The sequence below is a fragment of the Dactylosporangium sp. CA-233914 genome (assembly GCF_050942935.1).
GTDB lineage: Bacteria > Actinomycetota > Actinomycetes > Mycobacteriales > Micromonosporaceae > Dactylosporangium.
Genome location: NZ_CP192030.1, coordinates 11,744,840 through 11,771,467 on the forward strand (window position 1 = coordinate 11,744,840; position 26,628 = coordinate 11,771,467).

Below are 26,628 nucleotides of genomic sequence, written 5' to 3' on the forward strand. Positions count from 1 at the left end.
CATTTCGGAATGCGCCCGCGGGCTCAGGCGGCGCGCCAGCGGGGCTGCTTTTCGCCCGATTTCAAGGTGCACCGCATTCGGGTGCCCTTCGAGGTGTAGCCGATCGCGCCCTCCGGGGAGCAGAAGGCGCCGGGGTGAACGTTTCCGACCGGGCCGGCCGCCGGGGGCGTCGTCTTCGGGGCCGGGGGTTTCGTCGTCGTCTTGGCCGGGGCGGGCGCTTTCGTCGTGGCCGGGGCGGGCACCGTCGGCATGGTCGCCGTCGCGGGCGGCGCCTCCGGAGAAAGGGAAAGCGAAGGCGAAGGGGACGGCGACGGAGAGGGCGAGGGGCTGGGGCTCGCCGACGCGGGGATGCCGGCGAGGTTGTTCGGTTTCGCCGGGGTGTCGGGGTCGCACGCGGCGAGCGCGGCGACGGCGATGAGGGCGGCGAACCAGCGGCGGGCGATCATTCCTGCATCTTGGCGATGGCATTCCCGGAATGGGGTCAGCATCTCGGCCGGGACGTGTCAGGCCTTTTCGTTCCGATACACGTGAGCCGTTACACGTGAGCCGTTCGAATAACCCGGGGGCGGGTCAGATTTCGTAAACCTCGACCACGGGTCTGGCCTCTCTGGACAGGACGGCGTCCACCACGAAGTACGGGGTCTCCAGGGTGTCCAGGACCGTCAGCAGGGACACCGCCACGCTGCGGGGATGTGACAGCTGCAGGGCTTTCGTCTCGGTGTCTGTGGCCAGGCGTGCGCCCAGGCGCTCCGTGACGCGGAACGCGCTGCGGCCCGTGTGTTCCTCCAGGCGGTTCAGCAGCCCCACGCCCGGCGGGACGGCGGGGAGTTGGATGGGGGTGAAGGCCGTGGTCAGGCCGAACGGCGTCGCGTTCGGCAGGGTCAGCAGGTAGCGCGCGGCCGTCACCGGAACGCCCGGCGAGATCGTGAGCGCGGCGGCGATGCGGGGTGTGGCGGCGATGCGGCGGATGCTCAGGCGCATCGCGTGGCGGTCGGCCTGCAGGAGGTACTGGACTCGGCACGGCAGGCCGAGCAGATTCATGACCGGGCGGCCCAGGACGAGCCGGCCCTTGCCCTGCACGCCGCGGAGCCAGCCCTGGCGGCCGAGTGTGCGCAGTGCGCGCACGACCGTGGCTCGGGACGTGCCGAATTCCGCGGTGAACTCGGCCTCACTCGGGAGCAGGGCACCGACCTGGTAGACCTTGCGGTCGATGCGGTCCTGCAGGATGGCCATGATTTCCGTGTACTTGGGGAGCACGGCGCAGCGAACCTTTCAAACGGTTGGCTGCGGGCCGCGCACAGATTACGGCTAACGCCACCTGATGGGGAAGATGCCGATTCGCGCCTCGTGCGAATTTTCATGGCCGGCGGGCTTCGCGCAGCGGACTTCGACGTCGCCCGTGGCGGTGGTCGTGATCTTCGTGGCGGTGCAGGTCTCGATCTTCATGTCCGCCGAGCTTACTCGAACATGCGTTCTAATGAACTGGGGATCAAGGATTTGACCTGGGAATTTTCGCGGCTCGGGCGTTGAGGTAGCGCCGCTGGGGCAGCGTGCCGGCCAGGGACGCCGCGGTCAGGTACGCCGCGCGGGCCCCCTGCGGGTCGCCGGCCATCTCCAGCAGATGCGCCCGCACAGCGTGCAGCCGGTGGTCGTTCGCCAGCGCGGTCAGCCCGTCGAGCAGGGGCAGGCCCTCGGCGGGACCGCGGGCCATGGTCACGGCGACCGCGTGGTTCAGGGCGACCATCGGGCCCGGGGCGCGGCGCATGAGCAGCTCGTACAGGGCCATGATCTGCGGCCAGTCGGTCGCCTCCGCGGCCGGGGCCTCGTCGTGCAGCGCGGCGATCGCCGCCTGCAGCTGGTAGGGGCCGGGGACGCCGCGCGGAAGGGTCCTCGTGATGAGCTCGATGCCCTCGGCGATCTGGGCGGCGTTCCACCGGGTGCGGTCCTGCTCGGCCATCGGCACCAGGGAGCCGTCCGCGGCGGTGCGGGCCTCGCGGCGGGCGTCGCTCAGCAGCATCAGGGCGAGCAGGCCGGCCGCCTCCAGGTCGTCCGGCAGCAGGCGGCGGACCAGGCGGGCCAGGCGGATGGCCTCGGCGGCCAGGTCCGGGCGCTGGAGGGAGTCGCCGCGCGTGGCGGTGTAGCCCTCGTTGAAGATGAGGTACAGCACATGCAGTACGACATCCAGGCGGTTTTGGCGCTCTTCGGCCGGAGGCAGGGCGAACGGCAGGCCGCTGGCCTTGACGCGCTGCTTGGCGCGGCCGATCCGGCGAGCCATGGTGTCCTCGGGCACGAGGAACGCCCGCGCCACCTCCGCCGTGGTGAGGCCGCCCACGGCCCGCAGCGTGAGCGCCAGCTGCGCGTCCGGCTTCAGGGCCGGGTGGCAGCACATGAACAGCAGCACCAGCGAGTCGTCGGTGCCGGGGACTTCCGGCTGCACCACATGAGCCAGCCGGAACACCGTCTCCTCCCGGCGCCGGCGGGCCTGGTCGGCGCGCAGCAGGTCGGTGAGCCGGCGGGACGCGACCGCGATGAGCCACGCGCGCGGGTCCTGCGGCGGGTCGCCGGGCCACTGGCGGGCCGCGGCGAGCAGCGCCTCCTGCACCGCGTCCTCGGCGACGTCGAAGTGGCCGTAGCGGCGCACGACCGCGCCGAGGACCTGCGGTGCCAGTATCCGCAGCGCCTGGTCCGGGTCGGCCGCCGCGAAGCCGGCCGACCCGGACCAGGCGTGGTCCTCGAGCGCCGCCATGCTCAGAAGCCCAGCTCGCCGGAGGACTCGACGATGGGCCGCACGTCGGCGTACGCGGCCGCGGCGGCCTCCGCCGGGGCCGGGCACTCGCCGAGCCGCGCGGCGATCTGGGTGGCACGGTCGAAGCTGTCGCACTCGACGATCCAGTAGCCGGCGAGCACCTCCTGCGTCTCCGCGTACGGGCCGTCGGTGACCACGCCGGGGCCGCCACCGACGCGCCGGGTGTGCACGGGGGCGTCCAGCCCGCGGGTCTCGACCAGCTCCCCGGAGGCCTCCAGCTCCTGGTTGAACGCCGTCATGAACTCGTGCATCCGCGCGAAGTCCTCCGGCTTCCACGGCGTCTGGCCGGGCTTGCCGGCCATCGCGTCGTAGTCGCGCTGCGAGGCGTAGCTGAGGATCATGTACTTCACGGTCGGCTCCTTCGGTTCGGGGTTGCCTTCACCGGGGACGTCGGAGCCGGCGCCGCGAGCCGGACAGCCTCAGCCGAGAAACTTCAGGACCGCCTCGGTGAACTCCGGCAGCGCGGTGCTGTGGATGCGGTGCCCGGCCGGGATCGTGACCAGGCGCGCGTCCGGGATCGCCGCGGCGACCGCCTCCAGCCTCGCGGGCGGAATGTGGCTTTTGGGGCCTCCCGACAGTACCAATGTGCGGGCTTTGATCGTCCCCAGCCCGGCCCACCAGGCCGGATTCGGCTCGCGGAGCTGGTGGATCGCCGACATCAGCGCGTCGCGGTCGAAGCGGCGCCGGGACAGCCCGCCCGTCAGGCCGGACAGGGCCAGCCGGGCGCGCGAGAAGCCGCCGGCGGCGGGGCCGGAGCGCGGCGGCGCGGGCGGGTCCTCCAGCACGAGCCGCGCCACCCGGCCGGGGTGACGCTGCGCGACCAGCGACGCCGCGAAGCCGCCCAGGCTGTGGCCGACGAGCACGGGCGCGTCGAGGGCGAGCTCGTCGAGCAGCTCGGCGACGTCGTCGGCATGGTCCATCAAGGTGTACTGCGCACAGCGCGGGCTTTCCCCGTGCCCGCGCAGGTCCGGCGCGATCACCCGCCGGCCCGGCAGCGCCCGGGCGAACGCGTCCCAGGTCCCGCGCCCGCTCCCGCCGCCGTGCAGCAGGACGACCGGCGGCGCCCCGGCGCCCGTGCTCGGCCCGGTGTCGTTGCGCGCGAGCCTCATGCGCCCAGTTGGTCGGCCATGTCGTGCTTGACGCCGACGAGTTGTCGCATCGAGATCGGGCGGCGGTCCGCGGTCGAGATGTCGCGGCCCTCCTTCGTGAACAGCGGCGGCATGACGCTGAGGCCGGCGTCGAGCGGGCACGCGGCGACCTCGTCGCGCCAGCCAGGCCAGCGCCAGCTCGTGTAGAACCGGTCGATCGCGCCGCCGAGCATCGCGTAAAGCCAGTCGGTGTAGCCGAGGGTGAGGTCCTCCCAGCGCAGGGTGTCCGGAGCGAAGTAGTGGATCGTGGGCTTGCCCTGCGACTCACCCTGCCGCCACACGAACTCGCCGCCCATGACGTCCTCGGCGACGACCAGCCCGGCCGGCTCGAACGCCGCGTTGACCTCGTGGATGTCGGGCAAGCGGCGGCGCGGGTGGCCGGCGGCGAAGACGCGCAGCCAGCCGCCGTCGACGATCATGCCGCCGGAGCCGTAGACCAGCGCGCCCAGCCACGACGTGGTCGTGACCTGCAGCCGCTGCAGGCACTCCGCAGCCCGGTCGGGGTCGGTCGGCAGCAGCTCGACCGCATACGGCGAGCCGGTCGCCGCGGCCTCGATCTCGGCCCAGGCGGACCGGTCCTCGGAGATCAGCTCCGCCAGCGAGCGCACGAGCCAACTGTACGGCCGCCCGTCCGCCGACACGAACGACGAAAATCCGTACTGAATGATTGTCATTCACGTTTCTCAGACTGTTGGCCGGCTGATACTGAGAGTCACTATGCCGAACATGACTCGTCGCTGGTTGATCACTGGTTGCTCCACCGGTCTCGGACGCGCACTCGCCGAGGCGGTCGCCGCGTCCGGGCAGCAGGTGCTGGCCACGGCCCGGCGCCCGGAGACGCTGGAGGACCTCCGGGAGCGCTACCCCCGCACGCTGGCCACCTGCATGCTCGACGTACGCGACCCCGACGACTGCCACAACGCCGTACACGCCGCGCTGGCCCGCTACGGCGGCGTGGACGTGCTGGTGAACAACGCGGGCGTCGGGCACTTCGGCGCCGTCGAGGAGGTCAGCGACGCCGAACTGGAGGCGCAGCTCGCCGTGAACCTCATCGCCCCGTGGCGGCTGACACGGATGGTGCTGCCGCTCATGCGCGCCCAGGGCTTCGGCGACATCGTGATGGTCTCGTCCCTGGCCGGCCGGGTGGCGATGCCGGGCATGGGCGCGTACGCCGCGGGCAAGTACGCGTTGGAGGGCATGGTCGACACGCTCGCCCTGGAACTGGCCGGCAGCGGCGTGCACGTAACGGCGGTCGAGCCGGGCATGTTCGCGACCGAGTTCGGCGCCTCCCTGACGGAGTCCCCGCAGCACGTTCCCGCCTACGCCGGCGTGACCGACCCGGTCCGCACGGGCGTACGCGCCCTGAAGTCCCTGCCGGTAGCCGGCTCCCCGTCCACCTTCGCGGCCGAGGTGATGCGGCTGATCGCCGCCGAGGACCGCCCGGTGCGCCTGCCGGTCGGCGACGACGCGTGGAGGGCGATGCTGGACGCGGCCCAGCGCGAGTACACGGCCCTGCTCAACGCCCGCCCGATCCGCACCGCCAGCGTGCCCCACGCGGTCCCGGTGTAGCTCGCCGGCCCGTCAATCAACCCCTCAGCACCTTCCGGACAGGTCCCGCCACCCGGTGCCGGGATCTGTCCGATCCTTCCCCATCATCCTTGGCACCTCCGCCGACCCTGCCCTGCCCTGCCCCGCCCTGCCCGAAATTTCCCTTGTCGTTCTCGCCGCGGCGCCCAGGTCGCGCGTGGTGCGTGAAGTTACAAAACGGACTAGACCGCGACGACCAGGTTGGTGCGCAGGGCGAAGAGCTCGCCGGGCGTGAGGCCGTACGACAGCGCCCACCCCCCCATGTCCCCCCACCGCTCGCGCACGAGGTCCAGCATCCGGGTCATCATCTCGGCCTCCGGCTGCCACACCGGCTCCAGCGCCGGGCGCGGCGGCAGCCCCAGCCGGTCCACCACCACGGCGACCCGCTCGTGGATCGTCGGCATCGCCGCCGCCGTCGCCGCGTAGTCCGCCGCGATCGCCTCCTCCGGCACGCCGAGCAGCCCCAGCACGACCGCGGCGAGGACCCCGGTGCGGTCGCAGCCCGCCTCGCAGTGGAAGACGGCCGGGAGGGTGCCGGCGCAGGACAGGTGCCGGACGGTGCCGGCGAGCACGGGCCCCTTCTCGGTGAGCATCGCCACATAGTGGCCGACGAGGTCCTCGGCGCCGCTCACGTCCGCGATCGGGGCGGAGACGTAGTCAACCCGCGCGGTGGCGAGCGGGCCGCGGCCGAGCTGCTCCACCTCGTACTCGCCGCGCAGGTCGATCACGGTCGACACGCCGAGGTCCCGGACGAGGCGGTCGGCGTCGGCGGGGGTGGCGTAGGCGAGGGAGTCGCTGCGGAAGAGCACGCCGGGGCGCACGGTGCCGCCGTCGGCAGGCAGGCCGCCGAGGTCGCGGAAGTTCACCAGCCCCTCCAGCGGACCCCGCAGCTCTCCGGCGCGCGCCCGCCGGCGCCACCATCTCACCAGAAGAGGTCCTTCACCCAGTGGAAGAACCGCATGAACCAGCCGACCTCGCGCAGATACGCGATCCCGGCCGCGGCCAGGAACAGGCCTGTGATCGCGTGCGCCCCCTTGGCGGTGCGGCGCAGGCGGCCGAAGCGCTGCTCGAGGATGAGCCGCCCGAGCAGGCGCGAGAGCGAGAACACGCCGATGGCGACCGCGAGCACGACCAGGAAGGCGATGAACGGACCGGTCAGGCTGCCCTCACTGTCCAGCGCCCACAGCCCCCAGCAGATGAAGGCGATGACCGCGCCGGTGCCGGTGTACTCCCACCCGAGCTTGAGCTGCCGCGCACGCTCGCCGCGGGGCGGGGTGTATCGCGGCCGGTAGTCCTCCTCCGGCTCGACCGGCATCATGCCGGTCGGGTCCGGGGCGGGCCGCGGGATGACCTTGGCCCGGCCGCGCATCTGCGGCACGCCCTCGGCGTTGACCGCCACGCCGCCGGAGGACACCGGGGCGCCGGAGACCGGCGGCCCGGAGACAGGCGGCGCGGGAACCGGCGGCACCGGCTGATGGAACGCGGTGGCGGAGTTGAACCCGTTGCGCGGGTCGGCCGCCGAGTTGAACGCGGTCGGCGGTGCGGCGCCGGTGCGCAGCGCGACCAGCTCCCGCTCCAGGCGCTCGATGCGCTGGTACGCATCGGTCTCGGTGCCGCTGATCGACGGGCGCGCCCGCCCGACGGCCCGGCCGGTGTCGTCGCTCTCGTGCCAGTCACAGCCGACGTCGGGCAGGCCGGCCCGGCGGACCAGCTCGGCCAGGCCGGCGAGCCAGGACTGCAGCTCGCGGGTCTGCGGGCGATCGCCCGGCCGGTCGGCCAGCGGCGCGTGGAGGTGATCGCGCAGCGCGGGGATGCGCTCCAGCAGCGGGTGGCGGCGCAGCACGCTCCACGGCGGCGGCGACGCGTCCGGCGCGCCGGCCAGGTCGCTGCGGCCGTCGACGCGCGGGTAGGCGCCCGTGACCATGAAGTACGCCACCGCGCCGAAGCCGTGCACGTCGTACGCCGGCCCGACGTACTTGACCCCGCCGAACGCCTCGGGACCGCCCGACTCCGGCGTGTACGCGATCTGGGTGATCTCCTCCTCGCGGTAGTACCGCGCGCCGGTGAAGTCGATCAGCCGCACCTCGCCGGTGGCCAGCACCATCACATTCGACGGCTTGACGTCCATGTGCAGCACCGGCGTCGCCCCGCTCTCCCGCGGGTCGTGCAGGTTGGACAGCACGACGGCGAGGGTCTTCAGCGCCGAGACGGCGTTGAGCCGCCGGGCGCCGGGCCGGGCGGCGGAGCCCTGGACCACGTATTCGCGCAGGTTGACGCCGTGCAGATAGTCGTACACCTGGTAGGGCACGGCGTCGCCCGGCGCCGGGCGCTCGCCAGGGCGGTGCGGCGGCGGGCCGTAGAAGCCGTCGGCGCGCCGGCAGATGCCCCCGACACCGCGGTTGTTGAGGTCCATGAGCGCCGCGTCACCCTTGTCCCAGGAGCGCAGCTCGTCGGCGATCGGGCGCTGCGGGTCGACGCGGAACACCTTCACCGTCATCGGCGCCGAGGTCACCCCGCCGCACACCCGCACGGCGCGGTAGACGTCCGCCTGCCCGCCCGAGCCCAGGTGGGCCACCAGACGGTAACGCTGGAACGTCTCCGGCAAAGGGCTCGCCGGACCGCAGACCAGGTCCAGCAGCGCACCCTGCGTCATCGTTTCGCTCCCCCCAGCATTGTGTTGCCGCCCCCATACGGTTTCGAGAGTAACGAGCGCGCAAATCGGTCGCGCTCAGCGCAGGTCACGAGGTAGACACAACTGGATGAGCGACTATGTGCTACGCACGGCAACGGAGAGCGACCTCGCCCCCATCGCGCACGTGCGCCGCGAGGCGTTCGGCCTGACCACCGAGCCCGATCCCGAAAGCACCTACCGCCTGACCAGCGAGCCTGGCCGCAACCACGTCGTCGAGCAGGACGGGCGGATCGTCGGGGTCGTCGGCACCTTCACGCGCGACCTCGCCGTGCCGGGCGCGGTGATCCCGGCCGCGCACGTCACCGGCGTCGTGGTCTCCCCCGTCCACACCCGCAAGGGCCTGCTGCGCCGCATGATCATCGAGCAGCTGCACGCCGCACCCGAGGCCATCGCCGTGCTCTGGGCCTCCGAGGGCCGCATCTACCAGCGCTTCGGCTACGGCCTGGCCTCGCACAACGTCACCATGCGGGCCGATCGCCGCGAACTCTCCCTGCGTGTGCCCCAGGGCCCGGGCACCCTTCGCTCCGGGATCCCCTCCGAGCTCTGGAAACAGCTCGCCGAGGTGTACTCCCGGGTGCTCCCCTCCCACCCCGGCTGGTCCAGCCGCGACGAGAAGTGGTGGAAGCACCTGACGAGCGACCCGGCGGACCGGCGGGAGGGCGCGACCACGACCCGCGCGGTACTCTACGAGAATCCCGAAGGCGTCGTCGACGGCTACGCGCGCTACCGCATCCGCCCCGGCTGGGACGACAACGGGCCGAAGCAGGAGGTCGACGTCGTCGAGGTGGTCGCCGCGACCACCGAGGCCTACGCCGAGCTCTACCGCTTCCTGCTGCGCGTCGACCTCGCCCGCTCCCTCGTGCAGAGCCACTCCAGCATCGACGAGCCCCTGTTCCACATGGTCGACGAGCCCCGCGCGCTCGGCGGCAAGATCGGCGACGGCCTGTGGCTGCGCATCACCGACCTGCCCCGCGCGCTGACCGCCCGCCGCTACGCGGCCCCGCTCGACGTCGTCCTCGAGGTCACCGACGAGATCATGGAGTCCAACGCCGGCCGGTGGCGCCTGCGCGCCGGCGCCGGCGGCGCGCTCGTCAACTGCACCCCAGCCGACGGCGACCCGGACCTCACCCTCGGCATCGCCGACCTCGGCGCGGCCTACCTGGGCGGCTCCCGCCTCGGCGCACTGCACCTCGCGGGCCGGATTCAGCAGCACCGCCCCGGCGCCGTGGCCGCCACGAGCACCGCCTTCGGCTGGCCCACCGCGCCCTACTCGATCGAAATCTTCTGATCTCTCGGACAGCGGCGCCGGAGGCGGTAGTGTCGGCCCATGGGTGGGATACAGCGCCGCCGGCGCCGCATGCGGCAACATCAACCGGTGCCCGCCTCCCCACCCTCCGACGGGACCTCCGCGCCCGCGGAGGGGACGTCTACGCCCGCGGACGAGCCCTCCGCGCCCGCGAACGGGACCTCCGCGCCCACGGAGGGGGCCTCTGCGCCCACGGACGGGACCTCCATGCCCGTGGACAAAGCCCGCACGCGGGCTGGCGAGGCATCCACGCCCGAGGACACAGCTTCGACACCTGTGGACGGAGCTGTGGCGACTCGGGACACAGCTCCGACATCTCGGGCCGGAACTGCGGCGGATACAGCTTCGACCCCTCCGGACGGAGCTTTGGCCGCTCGGGACACAGCTTCGACACCTCGGGGCGGAGCTTCGGCACTTCGGGTCCATGCTTCGGCATCGGCGGGCGAAGCTCCGGCATCCCCGGACGAGCCGCTCGCCGAAGCCCGGGAAGCGGCCACCGCCGGACCCGCGCCCGAGGCCGAGCCGGTCGACCCGTCCGATGAGGCGCCCATACCCCGGCCCGTGCCGCGGCCGTCCCCGCACCACCTGGCCGAGCTGTCAGGCACCTTCGCGATGACCGCCGCCGTGCACGATCCCGAGCCGGCCGACGGCAACCACGAGGACGAGCATCCCCAACAGGGACATCAGCCGGGACATCAGTCGAGCCGGCACCAGAACCATCACGAGCACCAGGACGATCACCACCACCATGACGCGCACCATCACCATCACGATGAGGTCGTCTCGGAGCGCGGCCTGCGGGGACTCGTCGGAGGCGGAGCCTCGCAGGTCAGTGTCTCGGCGGCGATGCGCGCCCGGGATGCGGCCCGTCCCACCGACGACGATCTCGCCGCGGCCGAGCGCGACCTTCAGATCATCCGGAGGGGCTGGGTCCCTCGCGACGAGCTTACCCGACCGGGCCGACGCTCCCCGACGAGCTGAACGGCCAGTGTCTATGTGACTACCGTGTGCGAGGGGGCCGTACGCCCGATTTGATGCCCCTGCGACCGGGCTCTACGGTGGCTAACGCCTTGCTCGTTTGCAGACGGAAGAGGCCCCTCGTTGTTCGTGCCGCACTGGATCCGCCGCAAGATCGTCCTGCCCCTCGTCGCCGCCGGAGTGCTCGGCGTGGCGAACGTCCCGCCGCTGTATTCCGCGACCGTCGACTGGCTGCACGACCGGAAGATCAACAGCCCTGAGTACAAGTCCGCCAACGGCTACTGGCAGGTCGTCGAGTTACCCAAGAGCCAGCGGGTCAACGCGATCCACGCGGCGCTGCTGCCCTCCGGGCGGATCCTGCTCATCGCCGGCTCCGGCAACAACCGCGAGCAGTTCGAGGCGGGCACGTTCAAGACCCTCGTCTTCGACCCGGTCAGCGGCCACACGACGCTCGTGCCGACCCCGACCGACCTGTTCTGCGCCGGGCACGCGTTCCTGCCCGACGGCAATCTGCTGGTCGCCGGCGGCACCCTGCGATACGAGGTGCTCGAGCAGGACGTCAAGCGGGCCGGCGGCACGGTGACCGTGAAGAACGAGTCGCCGGACGAGACGCGGACCTTCAAGAAGGGCACCGTGCTGGTCGGCGCGGACGGGCACAAGTACACCCTCGGCGACGACGTCACCGTCCCCGCCGCGACGAAGGTGACCTATCCGCCCCATCACACCGGCGAACAGGGCAAGACCGTCGTCACCGCGGGCGAGGTCCGGGTCTGGGTCGACGCGGCGGCAGAGGGCAAGGACTACGTGGTCGACCACCACGCGCAGTACGTGTTCGAGGGCCTGAGCGGCACCGACCAGCACAACTTCTACGCCCTGGCCGACAAGATCACGATGGACAAGCAGGACTACCAGGGGCGCAAGGAGACCTACGAGTTCAACCCGGTCACCGAGCAATACGAGCGCGTCGCGGACATGCACGAGAAGCGCTGGTATCCGACCCTGACCGGCCTGTCCGACGGCTCGGTGCTCGCGGTCTCCGGTCTCGACGGCGGCGGCCAGGTCGTCGACGGCTCGCAGAACGAGATCTACGACCCGAAGACCAAGCAGTGGACGGTCCGCAAGGACCTCAACCAGTACTTCCCGACCTACCCGGCCCTGTTCCAGACCGCCCGCGACGGGGTGCTGTTCTACTCCGGCTCCAACGCCGGTTACGGCCCCGCCGACCGCGGCCGCGACCCGGGCCTGTGGAACCTCGCCGACAACAGCTTCACCAAGGTCCCGGGTCTGCGCGACCCGGACGCGATGGAGACGAGCATGTCGGCGTGGGCCGGCCCGGTGCAGAACCAGACCGTCATGGTCGTGGGCGGCGGCGGGGTCGGCGAGTCCTCACGTTCGACCGGCCGGATCGACATCATCAAGCTCAACGGCGCCAACCCGCACTACGAGCCGGGCCCGAGCCTGCCCGAGGGCACCCGTTACCCGAACCTGGTCCAGTTGCCCGACGACACGGTCCTGATCACCAACGGCTCGTCGGACTACCGCGGCCGCTACGACAGCGACAACCACACGGCCCGTATCTACCACCCGGACACCAACACGCTGTCGTACGCCGCCGACCCGCACGTCGGCCGCAACTACCACAGCGCCGCCGTGCTCCTGCCCGACGGACGCGTGCTCACGGTCGGCTCCGACCCGCTGTTCCGCGACAAGAAGAACACCATCACGGGCGAGTTCGAGCAGCGCCTGGAGATCTACACGCCGCCCTATCTCTTCCACGGCGCCCGCCCGTCGATCGGCAACGGCCCGACGGAGCTCAAGGCCGGCCAGGAGGCCACCTACACCACGGCCTCCACCGACATCGCGAGCGCCCGCCTGATCCGCCCGAGCGCCGCCACCCACATGCTCAACACCGAGCAACGCTCGCTGGCGCTGGAGCTGAAGCAGGGCAGCGGCGCGGTCACGGTGACCCTGCCGACGTCGCCGTCGCTGATGCCCCCGGGCCCGTACATGCTCTTCCTCGTCAACAAGGACGGCGTCCCCTCCGAGGCGAAGTGGGTCTCCGTCTCCTGACGCCCTGACGGCCGCGCCGGCGCCTCGAGCGAGTCGCCGGCACGGCCGATGTGGACCGCGACGGCGATCTCATCGCGTTCGGCATCACACAGCCGCGGAAGACGGGCTCGTCGTACCACTGCTGACGTGCGTCGAACACCGCGCCGAGCTGGTCGCGTCGGGGTCTGCACCGGTGGGGGGGGTCAGGAGGAGCGCTGGGCCAGGTCCAGGGCGTAGTCGGCCCACCACTGGCCCGCCGGGGGCTCGCCGGGGCGGCAGGCGCCGTCGGACTCGCCGGGGCGTTTGATCCACAGCAGGGCGTCCACGCGCGGGTCGCCCGTCTGTGTCGTCGGGGGTGTGCCCAGCAGGCGGCCCGGCGGGTTGCACCAGCGCGGCCCGCCGTCCACGTCGCCGTCGCCCGCCACCGGGCCCGCACCGTTGCGGCTGGTGTCGATGACGAAGTGTGGCTTCCTGGCGATGTTGTCGGAGATCTGGCGGCCGTACGCGATGTTGTCGGCCGTCGTGACGAAGTTCGCGACGTTCAGGGAGAAGCCGTCCGCCTTGTCGATGCCGGCGCTCTGCATGGCCCCGGCCAGCTTGCGGACGTCGGTGATCCAGCGCGGGTTGCCGGCGTCGAGATAGACGAACGCGCCGGCGGCCTTGAGGACGGCGACCGCGTCGGCCAGCAGCGAGTACCGCTGCTGACTGTCGCACCCCTCCACCGCGTGGGCGACCGCGTCGGGCTCCAGGATCACGGCCGCCGGGCGGTTGCGGATGCCGGAGGCGAAGGCGCGGATCCAGGATTTGTACTCCTCCGGCGACGCGGCCCCGCCGGAGGAATAGTTGCCGCAGTCGCGGTTCGGGATGTTGTACGCGACCAGGATCGGCAGCTGGCCGGCGGCGCAGTTCAGGACGGCGTCGACGCGCGCGCCGACGGTGCCGGCGCCGTCGCCGACCCACAGCGCGACCGGACGCTCAGAGATCTTGCGCAGCGTTCCGGCGTCGGCGGAGCGCTGCTGGCCCTCCCAGCGGGCCACCTGCAGGGCCGCGGGGCCGTCGGGGTCGACGAAGAACGGGCGGCCGGCCAGCGGGTTGCCCGCGCCCTTGGCGGCGGCCGACGCGGGCGCGCAGGTGCGATAGGCCGCCGCGGCGGTGCTCTCCGGCTCGGGCGGGTCGGCCTGGTCGCACCCGGCCAACACCGTCAGGATGAGGGCGAGCACCACCGAGCCCGCCCACGCTCTGCCACTCGCCTCCGCGTTCGCCACCACGGGAGGGTATCCCAGCGCATCACCTTCGCCGGGTTATCGACATCACGGCGGGTGTCGGCAACCCCTATGTGACTTATGCTCTGTGGCGGTCGCGGAGGGGGACCCTGGGACCGCGAAGACACGCAGCGAGAGGATCCCGTGACGGAAGAATTCGAGATCCCGGTCTTCGGACGGTCCTGGGCTCGGCTGGAGGTCTTCAGCCGGCTCGCCGGGCCGCTGAACCCGCCGCCCGTCGGCCAGGAGTATCGGGTCCGTTACCACCCGCAGCGCAAAGTCGAGGGCCGCCCCCGCGTCGCCGGCTCGATCCTGATCGCGCTGCTCAACATCTGCTTCGAGGTGTTCTTCTGCGTCTGGCTGCTGCAGCCGGCGCACTTCGCGCACACCAACCCCGGGCCGACGGCCAAGGCGGCCGGGATCGCGAACGTGTTCGTCATCGTCACGATCGCGATCGTCGAACTGCTGCGGCTGATCAACGTACTGTCGCTGTCACTGGCCTCGATGACCGCGCGTGACCCGATCCCGGTGACGCCGGACGCGCGGCTGCGGCTGGCGTTCCTGACCACGATCGTGCCGAGCAAGGAGCCGATCTCGGTGGTCCGCGACACGCTGCGGGCCGCCAAGCGCATCCGCCACCGCGGGGTATTCGACATCTGGCTGCTCGACGAGGGCGACGACCCCGACGTGAAGGCGATGTGCGAGGAGCTCGGCATCCGGCATTTCACGCGGAAGGGCATCGAGCGGTACAACCGCCCGAAGGGACCGTTCCGCGCCAAGACCAAGCACGGCAACTACAACGCGTGGGTGGACGCGCACGGCGACGACTACGACGTGCTGCTGGCGGTGGACCCCGACCACGTACCGCTGGCCAACTTCGCCGAACGGATCGTGGGCTACTTCCGCGACCCCGACGTGGCCTACGCGATCGGCCCGCAGTGCTACAAGAACGGCGAGTCCTTCGTGACCCGGGCCGCCGAGTCGCAGCAGTTCCCGTTCCACAGCGTGATCCAGCGGGCGGCGAACCGCTACGGCACCTCGATGCTCGTCGGCACCAACAACGCGATCCGGATCTCGGCGCTGCGCAGCATCGGCGGCCTGAGCGACTCGATCACCGAGGACATGGCGACCGGGCTGATGCTGCACACCACCCGCAACCCGCAGACCGGGCGGCGGTGGAAGTCGGTGTACACCCCGGACGTGCTCTCCGCCGGCGAGGGCCCGTCGAGCTGGAACGACTACTTCAGCCAGCAACGGCGCTGGTCGCGGGGCACGTTCGAGATCCTGCTCAAGACGTACTGGCGGCGCTTCTGGCGGCTCTCCCCCGGCGGGATGCTGCACTACACGCTGATCACCACGTTCTACCCGTCGATGGCGATCGGCTGGCTGCTCGGCATCGTCAACGCGATCCTGTTCCTCGGGCTCGGCGTGAGCGGCATGACCATCTCCCCGCAGCTGTGGTTCGCGCTGTACACGGACGCCACGGCGTTCTCGCTGTGGCTGTACATCAACAACCGGCAGTACAACGTCAGCCCTTACGAGCCCCCGGACTCCCGCGGCTTCAAGGGCATGCTGATGTCGATCATCGCCGCCCCGATCTACGCCGTGCAGCTGCTGAGCACCCTGTTCCGCCGCCCCGCCCGGTTCGTGGTCACGCCGAAGGGCGAGAGCAGCAGCCGTGACGGCCTGCGCACGTTCCGCAACCATCTGGGCTGGCTGGTGCTGATCATCGGGGCGATCGTGGTGTCGTTCGTGCGTGAGTACGCGGCCCCGGCCTCGCTGCTGTGGCCGAGCCTCGCGCTGGTGGTGTGCCTGCTGCCGCTGATCCTGTGGCGACTGGACACGCGCCTGGCGCGCAGCCAGGCCCGGGCGCTGAGCCTGGAGCAGGAGGCGGCCGACAAGCGCCGGCTGCCGGTGCCCCAGGCCGGCACGCCCGACCACGCCGGGGACATCACGATGGAGATCCCGCGGGAGCTGCTCAAGGAGCGCCTCGCGGCCCGCGGCGCCGGCCAGCACGAGGACGTCGGCGCCACGATCATCATGCCGAAGATCCCCGGCGAGCGGCGGGAGCGGGAGCCCGTCCGGCTTCAGGAGACCGGCGCCACGGTGATCATGCCCCGGTTCCCGGCCGAGCCGCAGGACGCCGGCGCGACGGCGATCATTCCGAAGATCAGCGCCGACGTCCCCAGGCAACGCGAGGTGCCGAAGATCGAATACCGCGAGGACTAGGGCAGGGGCGGCAGGACCCGGGAGTTGTCGTACTCCAGGACCTGGGCGATGCGCCGCGAGTGCCGCTCGTTGCCCGAGAACTTCGTGGACAGGAACGTGGTCACCAGGGCGGTGGCCTCGTCCAGCGTGTGCTGGCGCGCGCCGATCGCGACGATGTTGGCGTCGTTGTGCTCGCGGGCGAGCTGGGCGGTCTCGACGTTCCAGGCCAGGGCGGCCCGGACACCGGGAACCTTGTTGGCGGAGATCTGCTCGCCGTTGCCGGAGCCGCCGATCACCACGCCGAGGCTGCCGGGGTCGGCGACCACCCGGGCTGCCGTGTGGAAACAGAAGACCGGGTAGTCGTCGTCGGGGTCGTACTTCGCCGGGCCGACATCCACAACCTCGTAGCCCTGCAGCCCGAGGGCACTGACCAGGTGCACTTTCAGCTCGTAGCCGGCGTGGTCCGATCCAAGGTAGACGCGCATACCCGGCAGTCTGTCAGAGCCTGATCAGCCCCAGACAGGAACCCGCCATCAAGCCGCCGCCGAGCAGCACGAGCCCGAACACCCACCCGGCCGTGGCGCCCGTCTTGAGCCGCAGGATGCGCCTGCGGTCCCAGACGAGCGCGGCCGCGGCGAACGCGCCGATACCGCAGGCGGCGATCATCGCCGCGATGAATAGCTGCATCTGCATGTGCACACCCCAGGCCCATAGTCCAGCGGCCTAGTGTGTATCACGATCGGGTGACTAGAACGAATCGAGCTGCGCCACGACGAGCCCGGCGCGGGCCTTCGGCGTGAACCAGGTGCTCTTGCGCGGCATCTTCCGGCGGGCCAGGTTGACCGCCACGAAGTCCTCGACGGTCACCGGGGCGATGAGCACCGCGAGCTCCGCGCGGCCGGCGTCGACCTCGCCGCGCAGCCACTCGGCGGGGTAGTCGCCGCCGACGTACGTGATCCGCTTGTCCCCCGGCTCCAGGCCGAACGCCTCGGCGAAGAGCCGGCGCTCGACGAGCGCGTGGTCGAGGTTGTCCACGACGTCGCCCTCGTCGACCCGGGGCAGGCGCACCGACCAGGCGCCCTCGCGGGTGTAGAGGTGGACGCGACCGCTGACGGCCGGCACACCGGCCGGGGCGGAGAGGGGCTCGAGGTCGAGGCCCTCGAGCGGTTCGGGGAGGTCGGCGACCAGTCGGTTGTACGGCTGGATCGCCACCGACTCCGGGGTCGTCACGACCGCGAGGAAGCGCTCGTAGCCGGCGGTCTGGGCGGCGAGGCTGCGGTGGTTGCCGTCGGCGACCACCAGCTCGCCGCCGCCCGCGAGGGCCAGGAGCCGGTCGCGGGTCGTCCCGGCGCCGACGGCCCAGATCTCGTGGGCGCGGCCGGCCGGGTCGACGTCGGTGACGGCCGGCAGCCCGGCGTCGGCGATCGCCTGGGCGAGCGCGGCGTGCAGGGCTTCGCCGTGGGCGGTCTGCAGCAGCAGGACCGGCGAGAGCAGGTGCCGGGTCGCCTCGGCCAGCGCCACCCGCTCGCGGACCTTCTCGATGAAGACGTCCTCGTTGCGGATCACGGCACCCGGCTCGTCGGCGCTCGTGGAGATCTGGTCGGTGGCGACCATGCACCACAGGCCGTAGGCGCGGGCGCCGTCAGGGGCGGTGATGCGGTACAGCACCACCACGTCGGACGCGGAGGCGTACTTGCCGTCGTCCTTCGCCGCGCGCAGCCGCTCGACGGCGTCGGGCAGGCAGTCGAGGAACGGGCGGCCGACGCTCTCCGGCGCCCGGTGCGGCATCTCCACGGCCAGGGCGCTGCTGGGGTTGGCGGCGATGATCGCGGTGATCTCCGCGTCGTCGGCGAACTCGTCGTAGTTCTGCGCGCCGGTCCCTCCGGTGGAGAGCCAGGCGTGGGCGATCGGGTACGCAACCGTCATACCCGAAACGCTATAGGTCAGGCAGAACGCGCCACGGCACGGGGGTTTGCCCGTCCCGAAGTGCGGCGGCGGGCACCGCGCACGATCGAGCCGGCGCAGACAGTGTCACTGGCCGGCCCACACCCCACCGTGTCACTGGCCGGCCCACACCCCACCGTGTCACTGGCCGGCCCACACCGCACCGTGTCACTGGCCGGCCCACACCGCACCGTAACGGGCGGCGCCAGCAACGCACTGATGTCGTCGGGCAGCTCGGGCAGCTCGTCCTTCCAGGAGTTGTCCTGGACGGTCCAGCGGGTGTCAGACATGATCTCGGCCTTCTGCAGTGTGTGTGTCGTCACAGGATGCAACGGCACCCGTTTGTGCCGGTGACGCACCGGCTGTGCGATTCCAGAGAACAGCACGCAACGCAGCCGGCGACGGTTTTGTCACCAGCTCGGCACAAAGACGGGACTTCAGGAGAAGGCGGGGGTCGTACGAGTGAGGAGCTTGACGATCCGAAGGGCCATCCCCCGTGGCTGGCGGCGGCGCAGCTCCACCATGTCGGCCAGCGCATGAATGATCTTCAGCCCGCGGCCGGACTCGGCGTCGAACGCGACGTCCTTCGGGGCCGCGCTGTCCAGGCCCACTCCCTCGTCGACCACGTCGATGATGCAGCGGTCCTCGTGGATGGTGACCGTGACCTCGTAGTCGGCGCCGCTCTCGGCGTGCTGCACGGCGTTGGCGCACGCCTCGCCGACGGCCAGGCCGATGTCCTCGCGGCAGTCGGTGGTCACCGAGAAGACCGCGAGTGCGGCGTCGAGCACCCGGCGGGTCAGCGGCACCGTGGTGCGATCGCGCGGCAGGGAGAGCGAAAGCCGAACTTCCATCCCCACGGTTGGCTCCCTTCGCGCGCCCCGGTTACCCGGTAGGGATTCCCCGCGTGCGAGGGGAGGAAACTCGCAGCCGGGTGCCTAGGCTGGCGTCCGCACGGGGTCCGGCGCGGCCGCGGCCCGCACCCGCCGGGTGACCACCCGTTCGGCCACGAACGACAGGAACGGCACGGTGCCGGCGAGCAGCACGAGCACCGTGAAGCCGAGCTTCCAGCGGGCCCGGCGCGCCAGGTCGGCGGCGAGCACCAGGTAGACCATGTACAGGAAGCCGTGCGCCGGGCCGACCAGCGCGACGATCGTGTCGTCGTCGGTGGTGTACTTCAGCACCGTGCCGACCGTGAGCACGATCAGCAGCACGCCGACGATCCAGGCCACGACCCGGTAGCGGGTCAGAGCGGGGTTCAAGTTCATCTGCCTCATCCAGGAAAGTCGCTCGGACGGCGGTCAGGGTTGGCGGCGAGCCAGGCGAGCATCCGGTTGTACTGCGCCAGCTCCGGATCGCCCTCGTCGTCCACGGCCGCGGGCGCCGGCGGCATCCGGCGCAACGGCGGGCGCAGGGACGCCGGCGCGGGCCTCGGCGCGCTCACCCCGCGGGCGTCGCGGATCGCGCGCACCCAGAGGAAGACGACGAAGAGCGCGAAGAGCGGCCATTGGACCGTGTACGCCCAGCTGAGCATGTTTCCGGCGGTGGCGCGCTGATACTGCCAGCGCCCGGCGAACAGGCAGACCGCCACCCCGGCGAGCGCCAGGGCGTGGCCAAGCACCCACCGGGGTGTGAAGAACCGCCGCACAAGTAGGCAGGCTACTCTTCGCCGGGCTCAGTCGAAGACCGGCCCCACGTCCCGCGTGCGCTTGATCTCGTAGAAGCCGGGTGTGCCGGCGACCAGCAGGGTGCCGTCCCACAGCCGGCCGGCCGCCTCGCCGCGCGGGCAGGGGGTGACGACGGGGCCGAAGAACGCGATGAGGTTGCCGTCCGAGCCGGGGACGTGGATGACGGGCGTGCCGACGTCCATGCCGACCGGGTTCATGCCGGCGAAGTGGCTCTCGCGCAGCTTGTCGTCGAGCTCGGTCGATTCCGCGTACTCGGCGAGGTCGGCGGGCAGGCCCGCCTCGGCGAGCGCGGCGCGGTACAGCTCGTCGCCGAGCTCCTGCTTCTCGTGGTGAATGCGGGTGCCGAGCGCGGTATAAAGCGGGCGAAGTACATCATTGCCGAACTTCTGCTCGGCGGCGATCGCGACCCGGACCGGCGCCCAACCCTTTGTCAGACCCTCCTTGTATCGCTCCGGAAGGTCGTCGCGGCCCTCGTTGAGAATCGAGAGGCTCATCACGTGGAACCGCACGTGAACGGGGCGGACCTGCTCCACCTCCAGCAGCCAGCGGGAAGTGATCCAGGCCCACGGGCAGCGCGGGTCGAACCACATGTCGGCGATGACGCGGTCTTCGGCCATGACGGTGACCACCTCACTAGTGAAAGAGTCGGAAACCCGCTCCGATCCTTACGCAGGGTCCTCGGGACGCACCACTTCACGCCTTGGTGACCTGAGCCACTCCCCCAGTGTCCTCCGCGAGCATGGAACACTCGGGGTGACGCCGTCGACGGGGACGGCCACAGCGAAACGACAGGAGACGACACGTGGCCGGTGTACGCAACCTACGCCAGGTCGAAGCGGTCGAGCGGGCCCGCCTGCTCGCCGTCACGGCGTATGACATCAGCCTCGACCTGACCGACGGCGCCGGAAATCCGGGGGAAGGCACGTTCCGCTCGACCACCGAGGTCCGGTTCACCTGCCGGGAGCCGGGCGCGGGCACCTTCATCGAGCTCGCCGCGGTGACCCTGCACGGCGCCACGCTCAACGGCGAGCCCGTCGACGCCGCCGGCTGGTCCACCGAGCGCGGCCTGACCCTGTCCGGGCTGCGGGCCGAGAACGTCCTCGTCGTGGACGCCGACTTCGCGTACTCGACGACCGGCCAGGGCCTGCACCGCAGCGTCGACCCGGTGGACAAGGAGGTGTACCTCTACAGCCAGTTCGAGACCGCCGACGCGCAGCGGGCCTTCGCCTGCTTCGACCAGCCGGACCTCAAGGCCGAGTTCACCTTCCGCGTCACAGCGCCGGCGCACTGGAAGGTCATCTCCAACATGCCGCTCGCGCGGCAGGAGGGCCTCGTGCGGCACTTCGTCAAGACGCCGCGGATGAGCACCTACATCACCGCCGTGTGCGCCGGGCCGTACCACGAGGTCCGCGAGACCCACGACGGCATCGACCTGGGGGTGTTCTGCCGGCAGTCGATGAAGCAGTATCTCGACGCCGACGACATCAACCTCGTCACCAAGCAGGGCTTCGACTTCTTCCACGCCGAGTTCGGCATCCGCTACCCGCTGCCGAAGTACGACCAGGTCTACTCCCCGGAGTTCAACGCCGGCGCCATGGAGAACTTCGGTTGCGTGGTCCACGCCGAGCAGCACTACATCTTCCGCTCGCCGGTCACCGACTTCGAGTACGAGCAGCGCGCCAACACGATCCTGCACGAGCTCGCCCACATGTGGTTCGGCGACCTGGTCACCATGCGCTGGTGGGACGACCTGTGGCTCAACGAGTCGTTCGCGGAGTGGGCCAGCCACTGGTGCAACACGCACGCGACCCGGTTCACCGACGCCTGGACGACGTTCCTGTCCGTGCGCAAGAACTGGGGCTACCGGCAGGACCAGCTCTCCTCGACCCACCCGGTCTACACCGAGATGCCCGACGTCGAGGCGGTCGAGGTCAACTTCGACGGGATCACGTATGCCAAGGGTGCCAGCGTCATCAAGCAGCTGGTCGCATACGTGGGCATCGACGCGTTCCGTAGCGGCCTGCGGGCGTACTTCCAGCAGAACCAGTGGGGCAACGCCACCTTCGACGACCTGCTGACCGCGCTGGAGACCGCCAGCGGCAAGGAGCTGCGCAAGTTCGCCGCCCAGTGGCTGGAGACGGCCCAGGTCAACACCCTGCGCCCCGAGCTCACGATCGCCGGCGACGGCACCTACGAGCGTGTGGTGGTCCACCAGGAGGCGCCGGCGGCCTACCCGACTCTGCGCACCCACCGCATCGGCATCGGCCTCTACGACCTGGTCGACGGCGCGCTCGTGCGCCGCGACCTCGTCGAGGCGGACGTGGACGGCGAGCGCTCGGAGATCGCCGCGCTGGCCGGCGTCCGGGCCGCCGACGTGCTGCTGCTCAACGACGACGACCTGACCTACGCCAAGCTGCGCCTCGACCCGCGCTCCATGGCCACGGTGGTCGACCACATCGACGGGCTGGACAACTCGCTGGCCCGGGCTCTGGTGTGGTCCGCCTCGTGGGACATGGTCCGCGACGCCGAGCTGGCCACGCGCGACTACGTCCGGCTCATCGCGACCGGCCTGCCCGCCGAGCGCGACATCAACCTGGTCACCGCCACCATGCGCCAGGCCCAGTCGGCGCTGGTCTTCTACGCCGACCCGGCGTGGGCGCCGCAGGGCTGGGCCCAGCTGGCCGAGACCGCCCGTGGCGCGCTGCGCTCGGCCGAGCCCGGCAGCGGCTTCCAGCTCGCCTGGGCCCGCTCGTTCGCGGCGGCCGCCCGCACCGAGTCCGACCTGGCGGTGCTGGCGGGCTGGCTGCGCGGCGAGGACGTGCCACCGGGCCTGACGATCCAGGCCGACCTGCGCTGGGGCATCCTGCACGCGCTCATCGCCAACGGCGCCGCGGACCCGGCCGAGATCGAGAGCGAGCTCGACCGCGACCGCACGGCCAGCGGCGAACGCCAGGCAACGCTGGCCCGCGCCCTGGTCCCGACCCCGCAGACAAAGGCCGAGACGTGGCGCCGCCTGGTCGAGGACCACGCGCTGCCAAACTGGGTGCAGCGCGCGATGCTGCAGGGCTTCCAGCACTCGGTGCAGACAAAGCTCACGGCGCCCTACGTGCCGGCCTACTTCGACGCCCTGCTGCCGGTGTGGGAGAGCCGCGACAGCGAGCCGGCGGCCGAGTTCGTGGAGATGGCCTACCCGGCCTACCAGGTCAGCGAGGAGACGGTGGCGCGAACCGAGGCCTGGCTGGCCACACCGGACAAGCCGGCCCCGCTGCGCCGCCTGGTCGGCGAGGGCCGCGACGGCATCGTGCGAGCCCTCAAAGCCCGGGCAAAGGACGCCTCAGCCTCCTGAGCGCCCTCCCACGAACCCAATCGGGCCGCCCGGACTTCCCCGGGCGGCCCGCACGCTTTTCCCGGCCGGCCAACACAATTTCCCTGGGCCGCCCACCACCCGCCACCCGCCCCACCGCCAGCCAGCCGCACCGCCGCCAGCCAGCCGCACCACCGCCAGCCAGCCGCACCACCGCCAGCCAGCCGCACCACCCGCTGAGGCCGCCACCGGCCACGCCGCCCACCGCCCCAAGCCGCGCGGCCCGCCGCCCACGCCTCCTCCGCACCACCCCAGCCCACCCGCCGAGCGCCCTGCCAGCCGCGCCACCTACCAACCGCGCCGCCCGCCGAGGCCGCCGTCAGCCGCGCCGGCTGTGCCCTCGGCGGTCCGGCGATCGTGACACCCCGGCGGACGCGGGCATCCGGCTCGATCGCGGCGCCCAGCAGCACTGGACGACGATTCCGACCCGACGTCCGTCCGCACCCGAGCCCGCGACCGTTCGTGCTCGAGCCGGCGAACAGCCCCGACGCGCGACCGCTGGAAGGCGGCAGGACCGAGGAACAGGCGTGGCAGGACCGAGGGAAGCGGAACGGCGCGCGGCCCTGAGTGGGTCGCGCGCCGTTTTCGCGAGGGTCATGTGGACTCGGACTCCGGCGGCGGGCACTCCGTTTTATCCACCGTACCCGATGCCGCCAAATCCGATCTTCGCCCGACTCCGCAGGGTGACTCGGCGTTGCGTTCAGTGGCGACCGGCGTGGTCCGCCAGCTGGGCCAGGGCCGAGACCAGGCCGCCGGCCAGGTCGCCGCCGCCGAAGCTGGCCGCCATCGACAGCGCGGCCAGCTTGGCGGCGCGGTCGGGCAGGCGGCGGCGGGCCTCGCCGCCGGTGACGATCTCCAGGACGCGCTGGTTCGGGGAGAGCGCGATGAGCACGGAGTGCGGCGGGTCGGCCAGCTGGCCGTGCAGCTTCTCCGAGTAGGCGCGCACCGGCTCCTCGAGCTCGCCGACGTAGATGCTGAACGTCAGGCCGGTCGAGGAGTCGGCCAGGCGCAGCGCCTCGTCCAGGCGCAGCAGCTGGCGCGTGGTGAACGGGCCGTTGAGGACGTCGGGCTGGCCGCCGAGGCCAGCGGGGCTACCACCGGTCACTTGCGCCTCCGATCACGTGCGGCTGGGCCTTGTCGCCGGACCACTCGGTCGCGGAGGAGGCATCGTCGCCTGCGGTCAGTTCCGCCCGCCGCGCGCCGGTGAGCTCGCGGGCGTGGGCCGCCTTCGTCAGCTGCTCGGGCGCGGAGAGAAACCAGACGGGCGTGAACTCGAACGGCCGTCCGGGCCGGTAGCGCCGGCTACGGCGGGAACCTCCCGCGTAGACGGCGCCCGAGATGAGCAGGATGACCGCGAGCGGAATCCCGGCGAAGATCAGCGTCGTCTCGATGATGGACAAGCTCAACGCCCCCAGGCGTCAAAGGGACTAAAAGACCGGCTTCACGTTAGCGGGCGGGTATGACCAGCCGGTTGCCGGGGGTGTCCGACCGAATCCCGCTGCCGTGAAGACCTACCGCCCACGGACATGGACCTCACGCGCCAGTATGCCGAAGCCCTCGACGAGCACGAGCCGATCGGACATTTCCCCGCGTACTTCCATATTCCGGACGGACACCCAGTGTACTTCGACGGCAACTCGCCCGGGCGGCTGCCCGACGCGATCGACCGCGAATGGGGTCACGAGACAGTGCGGACCGGCGCCGCGTGCCGCGCCGGCGTAGTGGCGATCACCACTGCCACGCAGCGGGGTGGGCGCCCTCACACAGCCACTCAGGCGCCTGACCTGAGCCGTCAGGCCGCGCGGGGCAGGCTGTCGGTCGGCAGGTCCAGCCAGTCGGCCCAGCGCGGGTCCGGCGTGCGGTGGCCGAGCACCCGCCAGGCCACACCCTTGGGCGCAATAGGGGCGGCATGCAAACGCCAGCCGAGTTCGGCTGGCGTTTTGTCACCCTTGGTGTGGTTGCATTTGGCGCACGCGGCGACGACGTTCTCCCAGGCGTGCCGCCCGCCCCGGCTGCGTGGCATCACGTGGTCGATGGTCTCGGCCGGGCCGCGGCAGTAGGCGCAACGCCATCCGTCGCGGGCGAATATGCCGCGTCGGGAGAGGCCTATGTGCGTTCGGTACGGCACCCGCACGTAGCGGGTGAGCCGGACCACGGACGGCACCGGCAGCTCGTTCATCGCACTGTGGAGGATCCCGTCACCGTCGGCGACGCACACGGCCTTCGACGTCAGGACCAGGATGGTGGCACGTCTGACAGACACGACACACAGCGGCTCATAGGTGGCATTCAGCACCAGCGCACCCGATACTCGTGCGGGTCGTATGTCAGGCATCGCCGTCCCCCTAAGTGCGTTAAGGAAGTCTCCCTGGAAATGGCCACGTGACGTCTGCTTGCGGGCCCACCGGCGGTGGCCCGTGGGCTAATCGTCCCTGATAGATCCTCGGATTGCACGTACTATTTGCGGCCGGCGGGTGAACCTTCACCCGCGCCCCCTACTGTTTGTGCGGACTTCCCCCCGTTCGCCCCGGTTTGCCGCTAGGAGCCCTGTGATCAGCCCCATCGCGTTGCCGTTGAAGGAGACGCCCGGCGCCGAGCCGAGCTGCGCCGACAAATCCGGCCTCTGCGAACTCATCTTCGACCAGACCAAGAACAAGTGGCTGGCCGAGAGCAGCTATTGGGTGCTGGTCAAGCCGCTGACGATCCTCGTGATCATCATCGTGGCGCTGATCATCCGGGCGATCATCCACCGGGCCGTCGACCGGCTCATCAAGCATACGGTCACCGACAACGAGGCCGGCGGCTCGATCCTGCGGCCGTTGCGCAAGCGGCTGCCCACGTTCACGGCGCCCTCGGAGCGGCGCGGCCAGCGCGCCCGGGCACTCGGCTCGGTGCTGCGCAGCATCACCTCCGCGGTGGTGTTCTCGATCGCCACGATGCTGGTGCTGGGCGAGATCGGGATCAACCTCGGGCCGCTGCTGGCCAGCGCCGGCATCGCGGGCCTGGCGATCGGCTTCGGCGCGCAGAACCTGGTCAAGGACTTCATCGCCGGCCTGTTCATGCTGCTGGAGGACCAGTACGGCGTGGGCGACATGGTCGACGTCGGCGAGACCAGCGGCACGGTCGAGGCGGTCGGGCTGCGGATCACCACGATCCGCGACGGCGCCGGTGTGGTGTGGTACGTGCGCAACGGCGAGATCGTCCGGGTCGGCAACAAGAGCCAGGGCTGGGCCGTGGTCAACATCGACGTCCCGGTCGGGTTCGTCGCCATCGACCAGGCCACCGCGGTGCTGCAGGAGGCCGCCCAGGCGTTCGCCGAGGACCCGGACTTCGCCGACGACTTCATGGACCCGCCGAAGGTGCTCGGCGTCGAGCAGCTCACCGCCGACGGCGCGGTGCTGCGCACGACCGTGAAGACCTCGAACGAAGCGCAGTGGCGGGTCGGGCGCGAGCTGCGCCGCCGGCTGTCCGAGGGGCTGGAGCGGGCCGGGATCGCGGCGCAGCTCACCGCGGCGCGCATGTACATCCGGCCGGGCAATGCCGACGGCGATACCACCGGCGCCCCGACGGCGCCCGGCGGCGCGGCCTGATCGATTCCG

General features: G+C 71.4%; 27 protein-coding genes and 1 pseudogene. 7 read left to right on the forward strand and 21 right to left on the reverse strand.

The annotated features are described in order from the left end of the window. Positions 1-23: 23 nt before the first annotated feature. The 7 genes from ACQPY0_RS52305 to ACQPY0_RS52335 form a co-directional block, all read right to left on the reverse strand. Positions 24-446, reverse strand: coding sequence for a hypothetical protein (locus ACQPY0_RS52305; protein WP_432979203.1), 423 nt, complete (start codon positions 444-446; stop codon positions 24-26). Positions 447-570: 124 nt separating this feature from the next. Next, positions 571-1,257, reverse strand: a complete 687-nt coding sequence (locus ACQPY0_RS52310; protein ID WP_432979206.1) for a GntR family transcriptional regulator — start codon at positions 1,255-1,257, stop codon at positions 571-573. Between the two features lie 51 nt (positions 1,258-1,308). After that, a complete protein-coding gene (locus ACQPY0_RS52315; protein WP_432979209.1) occupies positions 1,309-1,446 on the reverse strand; it encodes a hypothetical protein in 138 nt (45 codons plus the stop codon). A gap of 43 nt (positions 1,447-1,489) precedes the next feature. Next, positions 1,490-2,746, reverse strand: coding sequence for an RNA polymerase sigma factor (locus tag ACQPY0_RS52320; RefSeq protein ID WP_432979212.1), 1,257 nt, complete (start codon positions 2,744-2,746; stop codon positions 1,490-1,492). A gap of 2 nt (positions 2,747-2,748) precedes the next feature. After that, complete coding sequence (locus ACQPY0_RS52325) at positions 2,749-3,147, reverse strand: YciI family protein (RefSeq protein WP_432995777.1); 399 nt, start codon at positions 3,145-3,147, stop codon at positions 2,749-2,751. A 78-nt stretch (positions 3,148-3,225) separates the two neighbouring features. Next, positions 3,226-3,915, reverse strand: a complete 690-nt coding sequence (locus ACQPY0_RS52330; protein ID WP_432979215.1) for an alpha/beta fold hydrolase — start codon at positions 3,913-3,915, stop codon at positions 3,226-3,228. Beyond that, the gene (locus ACQPY0_RS52335) at positions 3,912-4,562 is read right to left on the reverse strand and encodes a DUF2625 family protein (RefSeq protein ID WP_432979218.1); all 651 of its coding nucleotides are present in this window, start codon (positions 4,560-4,562) and stop codon (positions 3,912-3,914) included. The genes ACQPY0_RS52330 and ACQPY0_RS52335 overlap by 4 nt, the downstream gene beginning before the upstream one ends. 118 nt (positions 4,563-4,680) lie before the next feature. Between ACQPY0_RS52335 and ACQPY0_RS52340 the strand changes: the two genes are divergently transcribed. Continuing rightward, a complete protein-coding gene (locus ACQPY0_RS52340) occupies positions 4,681-5,523 on the forward strand; it encodes an SDR family oxidoreductase (RefSeq protein ID WP_432979221.1) in 843 nt (280 codons plus the stop codon). Between the two features lie 200 nt (positions 5,524-5,723). Here the strand turns inward: ACQPY0_RS52340 and ACQPY0_RS52345 are convergent, their stop codons facing one another. Beyond that, a complete protein-coding gene (locus ACQPY0_RS52345; RefSeq protein ID WP_432979224.1) occupies positions 5,724-6,467 on the reverse strand; it encodes a tyrosine-protein phosphatase in 744 nt (247 codons plus the stop codon). Then, positions 6,464-8,194 (reverse strand): serine/threonine protein kinase, encoded by a 1,731-nt coding sequence (locus ACQPY0_RS52350; RefSeq protein ID WP_432979227.1) that lies wholly within the window; start codon positions 8,192-8,194, stop codon positions 6,464-6,466. Before ACQPY0_RS52350 ends, ACQPY0_RS52345 begins: the two co-directional genes overlap by 4 nt. A gap of 106 nt (positions 8,195-8,300) precedes the next feature. On the opposite strand from ACQPY0_RS52350, the gene ACQPY0_RS52355 reads away from it, so the two are divergent. Then, entirely contained in the window at positions 8,301-9,521 is a 1,221-nt protein-coding gene (locus ACQPY0_RS52355; RefSeq protein ID WP_432979230.1) for a GNAT family N-acetyltransferase, read from the forward strand. Between the two features lie 615 nt (positions 9,522-10,136). On the opposite strand, the gene ACQPY0_RS52360 is transcribed toward ACQPY0_RS52355, so the two are convergent. Then, entirely contained in the window at positions 10,137-10,310 is a 174-nt protein-coding gene (locus tag ACQPY0_RS52360; RefSeq protein WP_432995927.1) for a hypothetical protein, read from the reverse strand. A 12-nt stretch (positions 10,311-10,322) separates the two neighbouring features. Between ACQPY0_RS52360 and ACQPY0_RS52365 the strand changes: the two are divergent. Together ACQPY0_RS52365 and ACQPY0_RS52370 are read left to right on the forward strand one after the other, a co-directional pair. Further along, positions 10,323-10,520: pseudogene (locus ACQPY0_RS52365) on the forward strand (hypothetical protein); the annotation flags it as partial. Positions 10,521-10,646: 126 nt separating this feature from the next. Beyond that, the gene (locus ACQPY0_RS52370) at positions 10,647-12,587 is read left to right on the forward strand and encodes a galactose oxidase-like domain-containing protein (protein ID WP_432979233.1); all 1,941 of its coding nucleotides are present in this window, start codon (positions 10,647-10,649) and stop codon (positions 12,585-12,587) included. Positions 12,588-12,769: 182 nt separating this feature from the next. On the opposite strand, the gene ACQPY0_RS52375 is transcribed toward ACQPY0_RS52370, so the two are convergent. Then, positions 12,770-13,831, reverse strand: coding sequence for a glycoside hydrolase family 6 protein (locus ACQPY0_RS52375; protein WP_432979236.1), 1,062 nt, complete (start codon positions 13,829-13,831; stop codon positions 12,770-12,772). A 141-nt stretch (positions 13,832-13,972) separates the two neighbouring features. On the opposite strand from ACQPY0_RS52375, the gene ACQPY0_RS52380 reads away from it, so the two are divergent. Beyond that, complete coding sequence (locus ACQPY0_RS52380) at positions 13,973-16,057, forward strand: glycosyltransferase family 2 protein (protein WP_432979239.1); 2,085 nt, start codon at positions 13,973-13,975, stop codon at positions 16,055-16,057. Here the strand turns inward: ACQPY0_RS52380 and ACQPY0_RS52385 are convergent. The 7 genes from ACQPY0_RS52385 to ACQPY0_RS52415 form a co-directional block, all read right to left on the reverse strand. Next, entirely contained in the window at positions 16,054-16,521 is a 468-nt protein-coding gene (locus ACQPY0_RS52385) for a ribose-5-phosphate isomerase (protein WP_432979242.1), read from the reverse strand. The genes ACQPY0_RS52380 and ACQPY0_RS52385 overlap by 4 nt on opposite strands. 13 nt (positions 16,522-16,534) lie before the next feature. Then, a complete protein-coding gene (locus ACQPY0_RS52390) occupies positions 16,535-16,729 on the reverse strand; it encodes a hypothetical protein (RefSeq protein ID WP_432979245.1) in 195 nt (64 codons plus the stop codon). Between the two features lie 54 nt (positions 16,730-16,783). Beyond that, a complete protein-coding gene (locus tag ACQPY0_RS52395) occupies positions 16,784-17,962 on the reverse strand; it encodes a DUF1015 family protein (RefSeq protein WP_432979248.1) in 1,179 nt (392 codons plus the stop codon). Between the two features lie 455 nt (positions 17,963-18,417). After that, entirely contained in the window at positions 18,418-18,831 is a 414-nt protein-coding gene (locus ACQPY0_RS52400) for an ATP-binding protein (protein ID WP_432995779.1), read from the reverse strand. Positions 18,832-18,915: 84 nt separating this feature from the next. Further along, complete coding sequence (locus ACQPY0_RS52405; protein WP_432995781.1) at positions 18,916-19,239, reverse strand: DUF3817 domain-containing protein; 324 nt, start codon at positions 19,237-19,239, stop codon at positions 18,916-18,918. Between the two features lie 11 nt (positions 19,240-19,250). Then, a complete protein-coding gene (locus tag ACQPY0_RS52410; RefSeq protein ID WP_432979251.1) occupies positions 19,251-19,625 on the reverse strand; it encodes a hypothetical protein in 375 nt (124 codons plus the stop codon). Positions 19,626-19,652: 27 nt separating this feature from the next. Next, positions 19,653-20,282: a mycothiol-dependent nitroreductase Rv2466c family protein gene (locus ACQPY0_RS52415; RefSeq protein ID WP_432979254.1), complete on the reverse strand. Its 630-nt coding sequence runs from the start codon at positions 20,280-20,282 to the stop codon at positions 19,653-19,655. Between the two features lie 185 nt (positions 20,283-20,467). Between ACQPY0_RS52415 and pepN the strand changes: the two genes are divergently transcribed. Next, entirely contained in the window at positions 20,468-23,011 is a 2,544-nt protein-coding gene (pepN, locus tag ACQPY0_RS52420) for an aminopeptidase N (protein WP_432979257.1), read from the forward strand. Positions 23,012-23,729: 718 nt separating this feature from the next. Here pepN and ACQPY0_RS52425 read toward each other — a convergent pair. The 3 genes from ACQPY0_RS52425 to ACQPY0_RS52435 all read right to left on the reverse strand — a co-directional run bounded on the left by ACQPY0_RS52425 (position 23,730) and on the right by ACQPY0_RS52435 (position 25,364). Beyond that, a complete protein-coding gene (locus ACQPY0_RS52425; RefSeq protein ID WP_432979260.1) occupies positions 23,730-24,134 on the reverse strand; it encodes a DUF5130 family protein in 405 nt (134 codons plus the stop codon). Further along, complete coding sequence (ctaJ, locus tag ACQPY0_RS52430; protein ID WP_432979263.1) at positions 24,121-24,429, reverse strand: aa3-type cytochrome oxidase subunit CtaJ; 309 nt, start codon at positions 24,427-24,429, stop codon at positions 24,121-24,123. Before ctaJ ends, ACQPY0_RS52425 begins: the two co-directional genes overlap by 14 nt. Before the next feature lie 392 nt (positions 24,430-24,821). Then, positions 24,822-25,364 (reverse strand): HNH endonuclease, encoded by a 543-nt coding sequence (locus tag ACQPY0_RS52435; RefSeq protein WP_432979266.1) that lies wholly within the window; start codon positions 25,362-25,364, stop codon positions 24,822-24,824. Between the two features lie 214 nt (positions 25,365-25,578). Here ACQPY0_RS52435 and ACQPY0_RS52440 point away from each other — a divergent pair, with 214 nt between their 5' ends. Beyond that, complete coding sequence (locus ACQPY0_RS52440; RefSeq protein ID WP_432979269.1) at positions 25,579-26,619, forward strand: mechanosensitive ion channel family protein; 1,041 nt, start codon at positions 25,579-25,581, stop codon at positions 26,617-26,619. The last annotated feature ends 9 nt before the right edge of the window (positions 26,620-26,628 follow it).

Bases quoted from the DNA above. Each gene is read 5' to 3' on its own strand.
- ACQPY0_RS52305 (WP_432979203.1), bottom strand. From the start codon at position 446: ATGATCGCCCGCCGCTGGTTCGCCGCCCTCATCGCCGTCGCCGCGCTC.
- ACQPY0_RS52315 (WP_432979209.1), bottom strand. From the start codon at position 1,446: ATGAAGATCGAGACCTGCACCGCCACGAAGATCACGACCACCGCCACG.
- ACQPY0_RS52320 (WP_432979212.1), bottom strand. From the start codon at position 2,746: ATGGCGGCGCTCGAGGACCACGCCTGGTCCGGGTCGGCCGGCTTCGCG.
- ACQPY0_RS52325 (WP_432995777.1), bottom strand. From the start codon at position 3,147: ATGATCCTCAGCTACGCCTCGCAGCGCGACTACGACGCGATGGCCGGC.
- ACQPY0_RS52330 (WP_432979215.1), bottom strand. From the start codon at position 3,915: ATGAGGCTCGCGCGCAACGACACCGGGCCGAGCACGGGCGCCGGGGCG.
- ACQPY0_RS52340 (WP_432979221.1), top strand. From the start codon at position 4,681: ATGACTCGTCGCTGGTTGATCACTGGTTGCTCCACCGGTCTCGGACGC.
- ACQPY0_RS52350 (WP_432979227.1), bottom strand. From the start codon at position 8,194: ATGACGCAGGGTGCGCTGCTGGACCTGGTCTGCGGTCCGGCGAGCCCT.
- ACQPY0_RS52355 (WP_432979230.1), top strand. From the start codon at position 8,301: ATGAGCGACTATGTGCTACGCACGGCAACGGAGAGCGACCTCGCCCCC.
- ACQPY0_RS52385 (WP_432979242.1), bottom strand. From the start codon at position 16,521: ATGCGCGTCTACCTTGGATCGGACCACGCCGGCTACGAGCTGAAAGTG.
- ACQPY0_RS52390 (WP_432979245.1), bottom strand. From the start codon at position 16,729: ATGCAGATGCAGCTATTCATCGCGGCGATGATCGCCGCCTGCGGTATC.
- ACQPY0_RS52395 (WP_432979248.1), bottom strand. From the start codon at position 17,962: ATGACGGTTGCGTACCCGATCGCCCACGCCTGGCTCTCCACCGGAGGG.
- ACQPY0_RS52400 (WP_432995779.1), bottom strand. From the start codon at position 18,831: ATGGAAGTTCGGCTTTCGCTCTCCCTGCCGCGCGATCGCACCACGGTG.
- ACQPY0_RS52415 (WP_432979254.1), bottom strand. From the start codon at position 20,282: ATGGCCGAAGACCGCGTCATCGCCGACATGTGGTTCGACCCGCGCTGC.
- ACQPY0_RS52435 (WP_432979266.1), bottom strand. From the start codon at position 25,364: ATGCCTGACATACGACCCGCACGAGTATCGGGTGCGCTGGTGCTGAAT.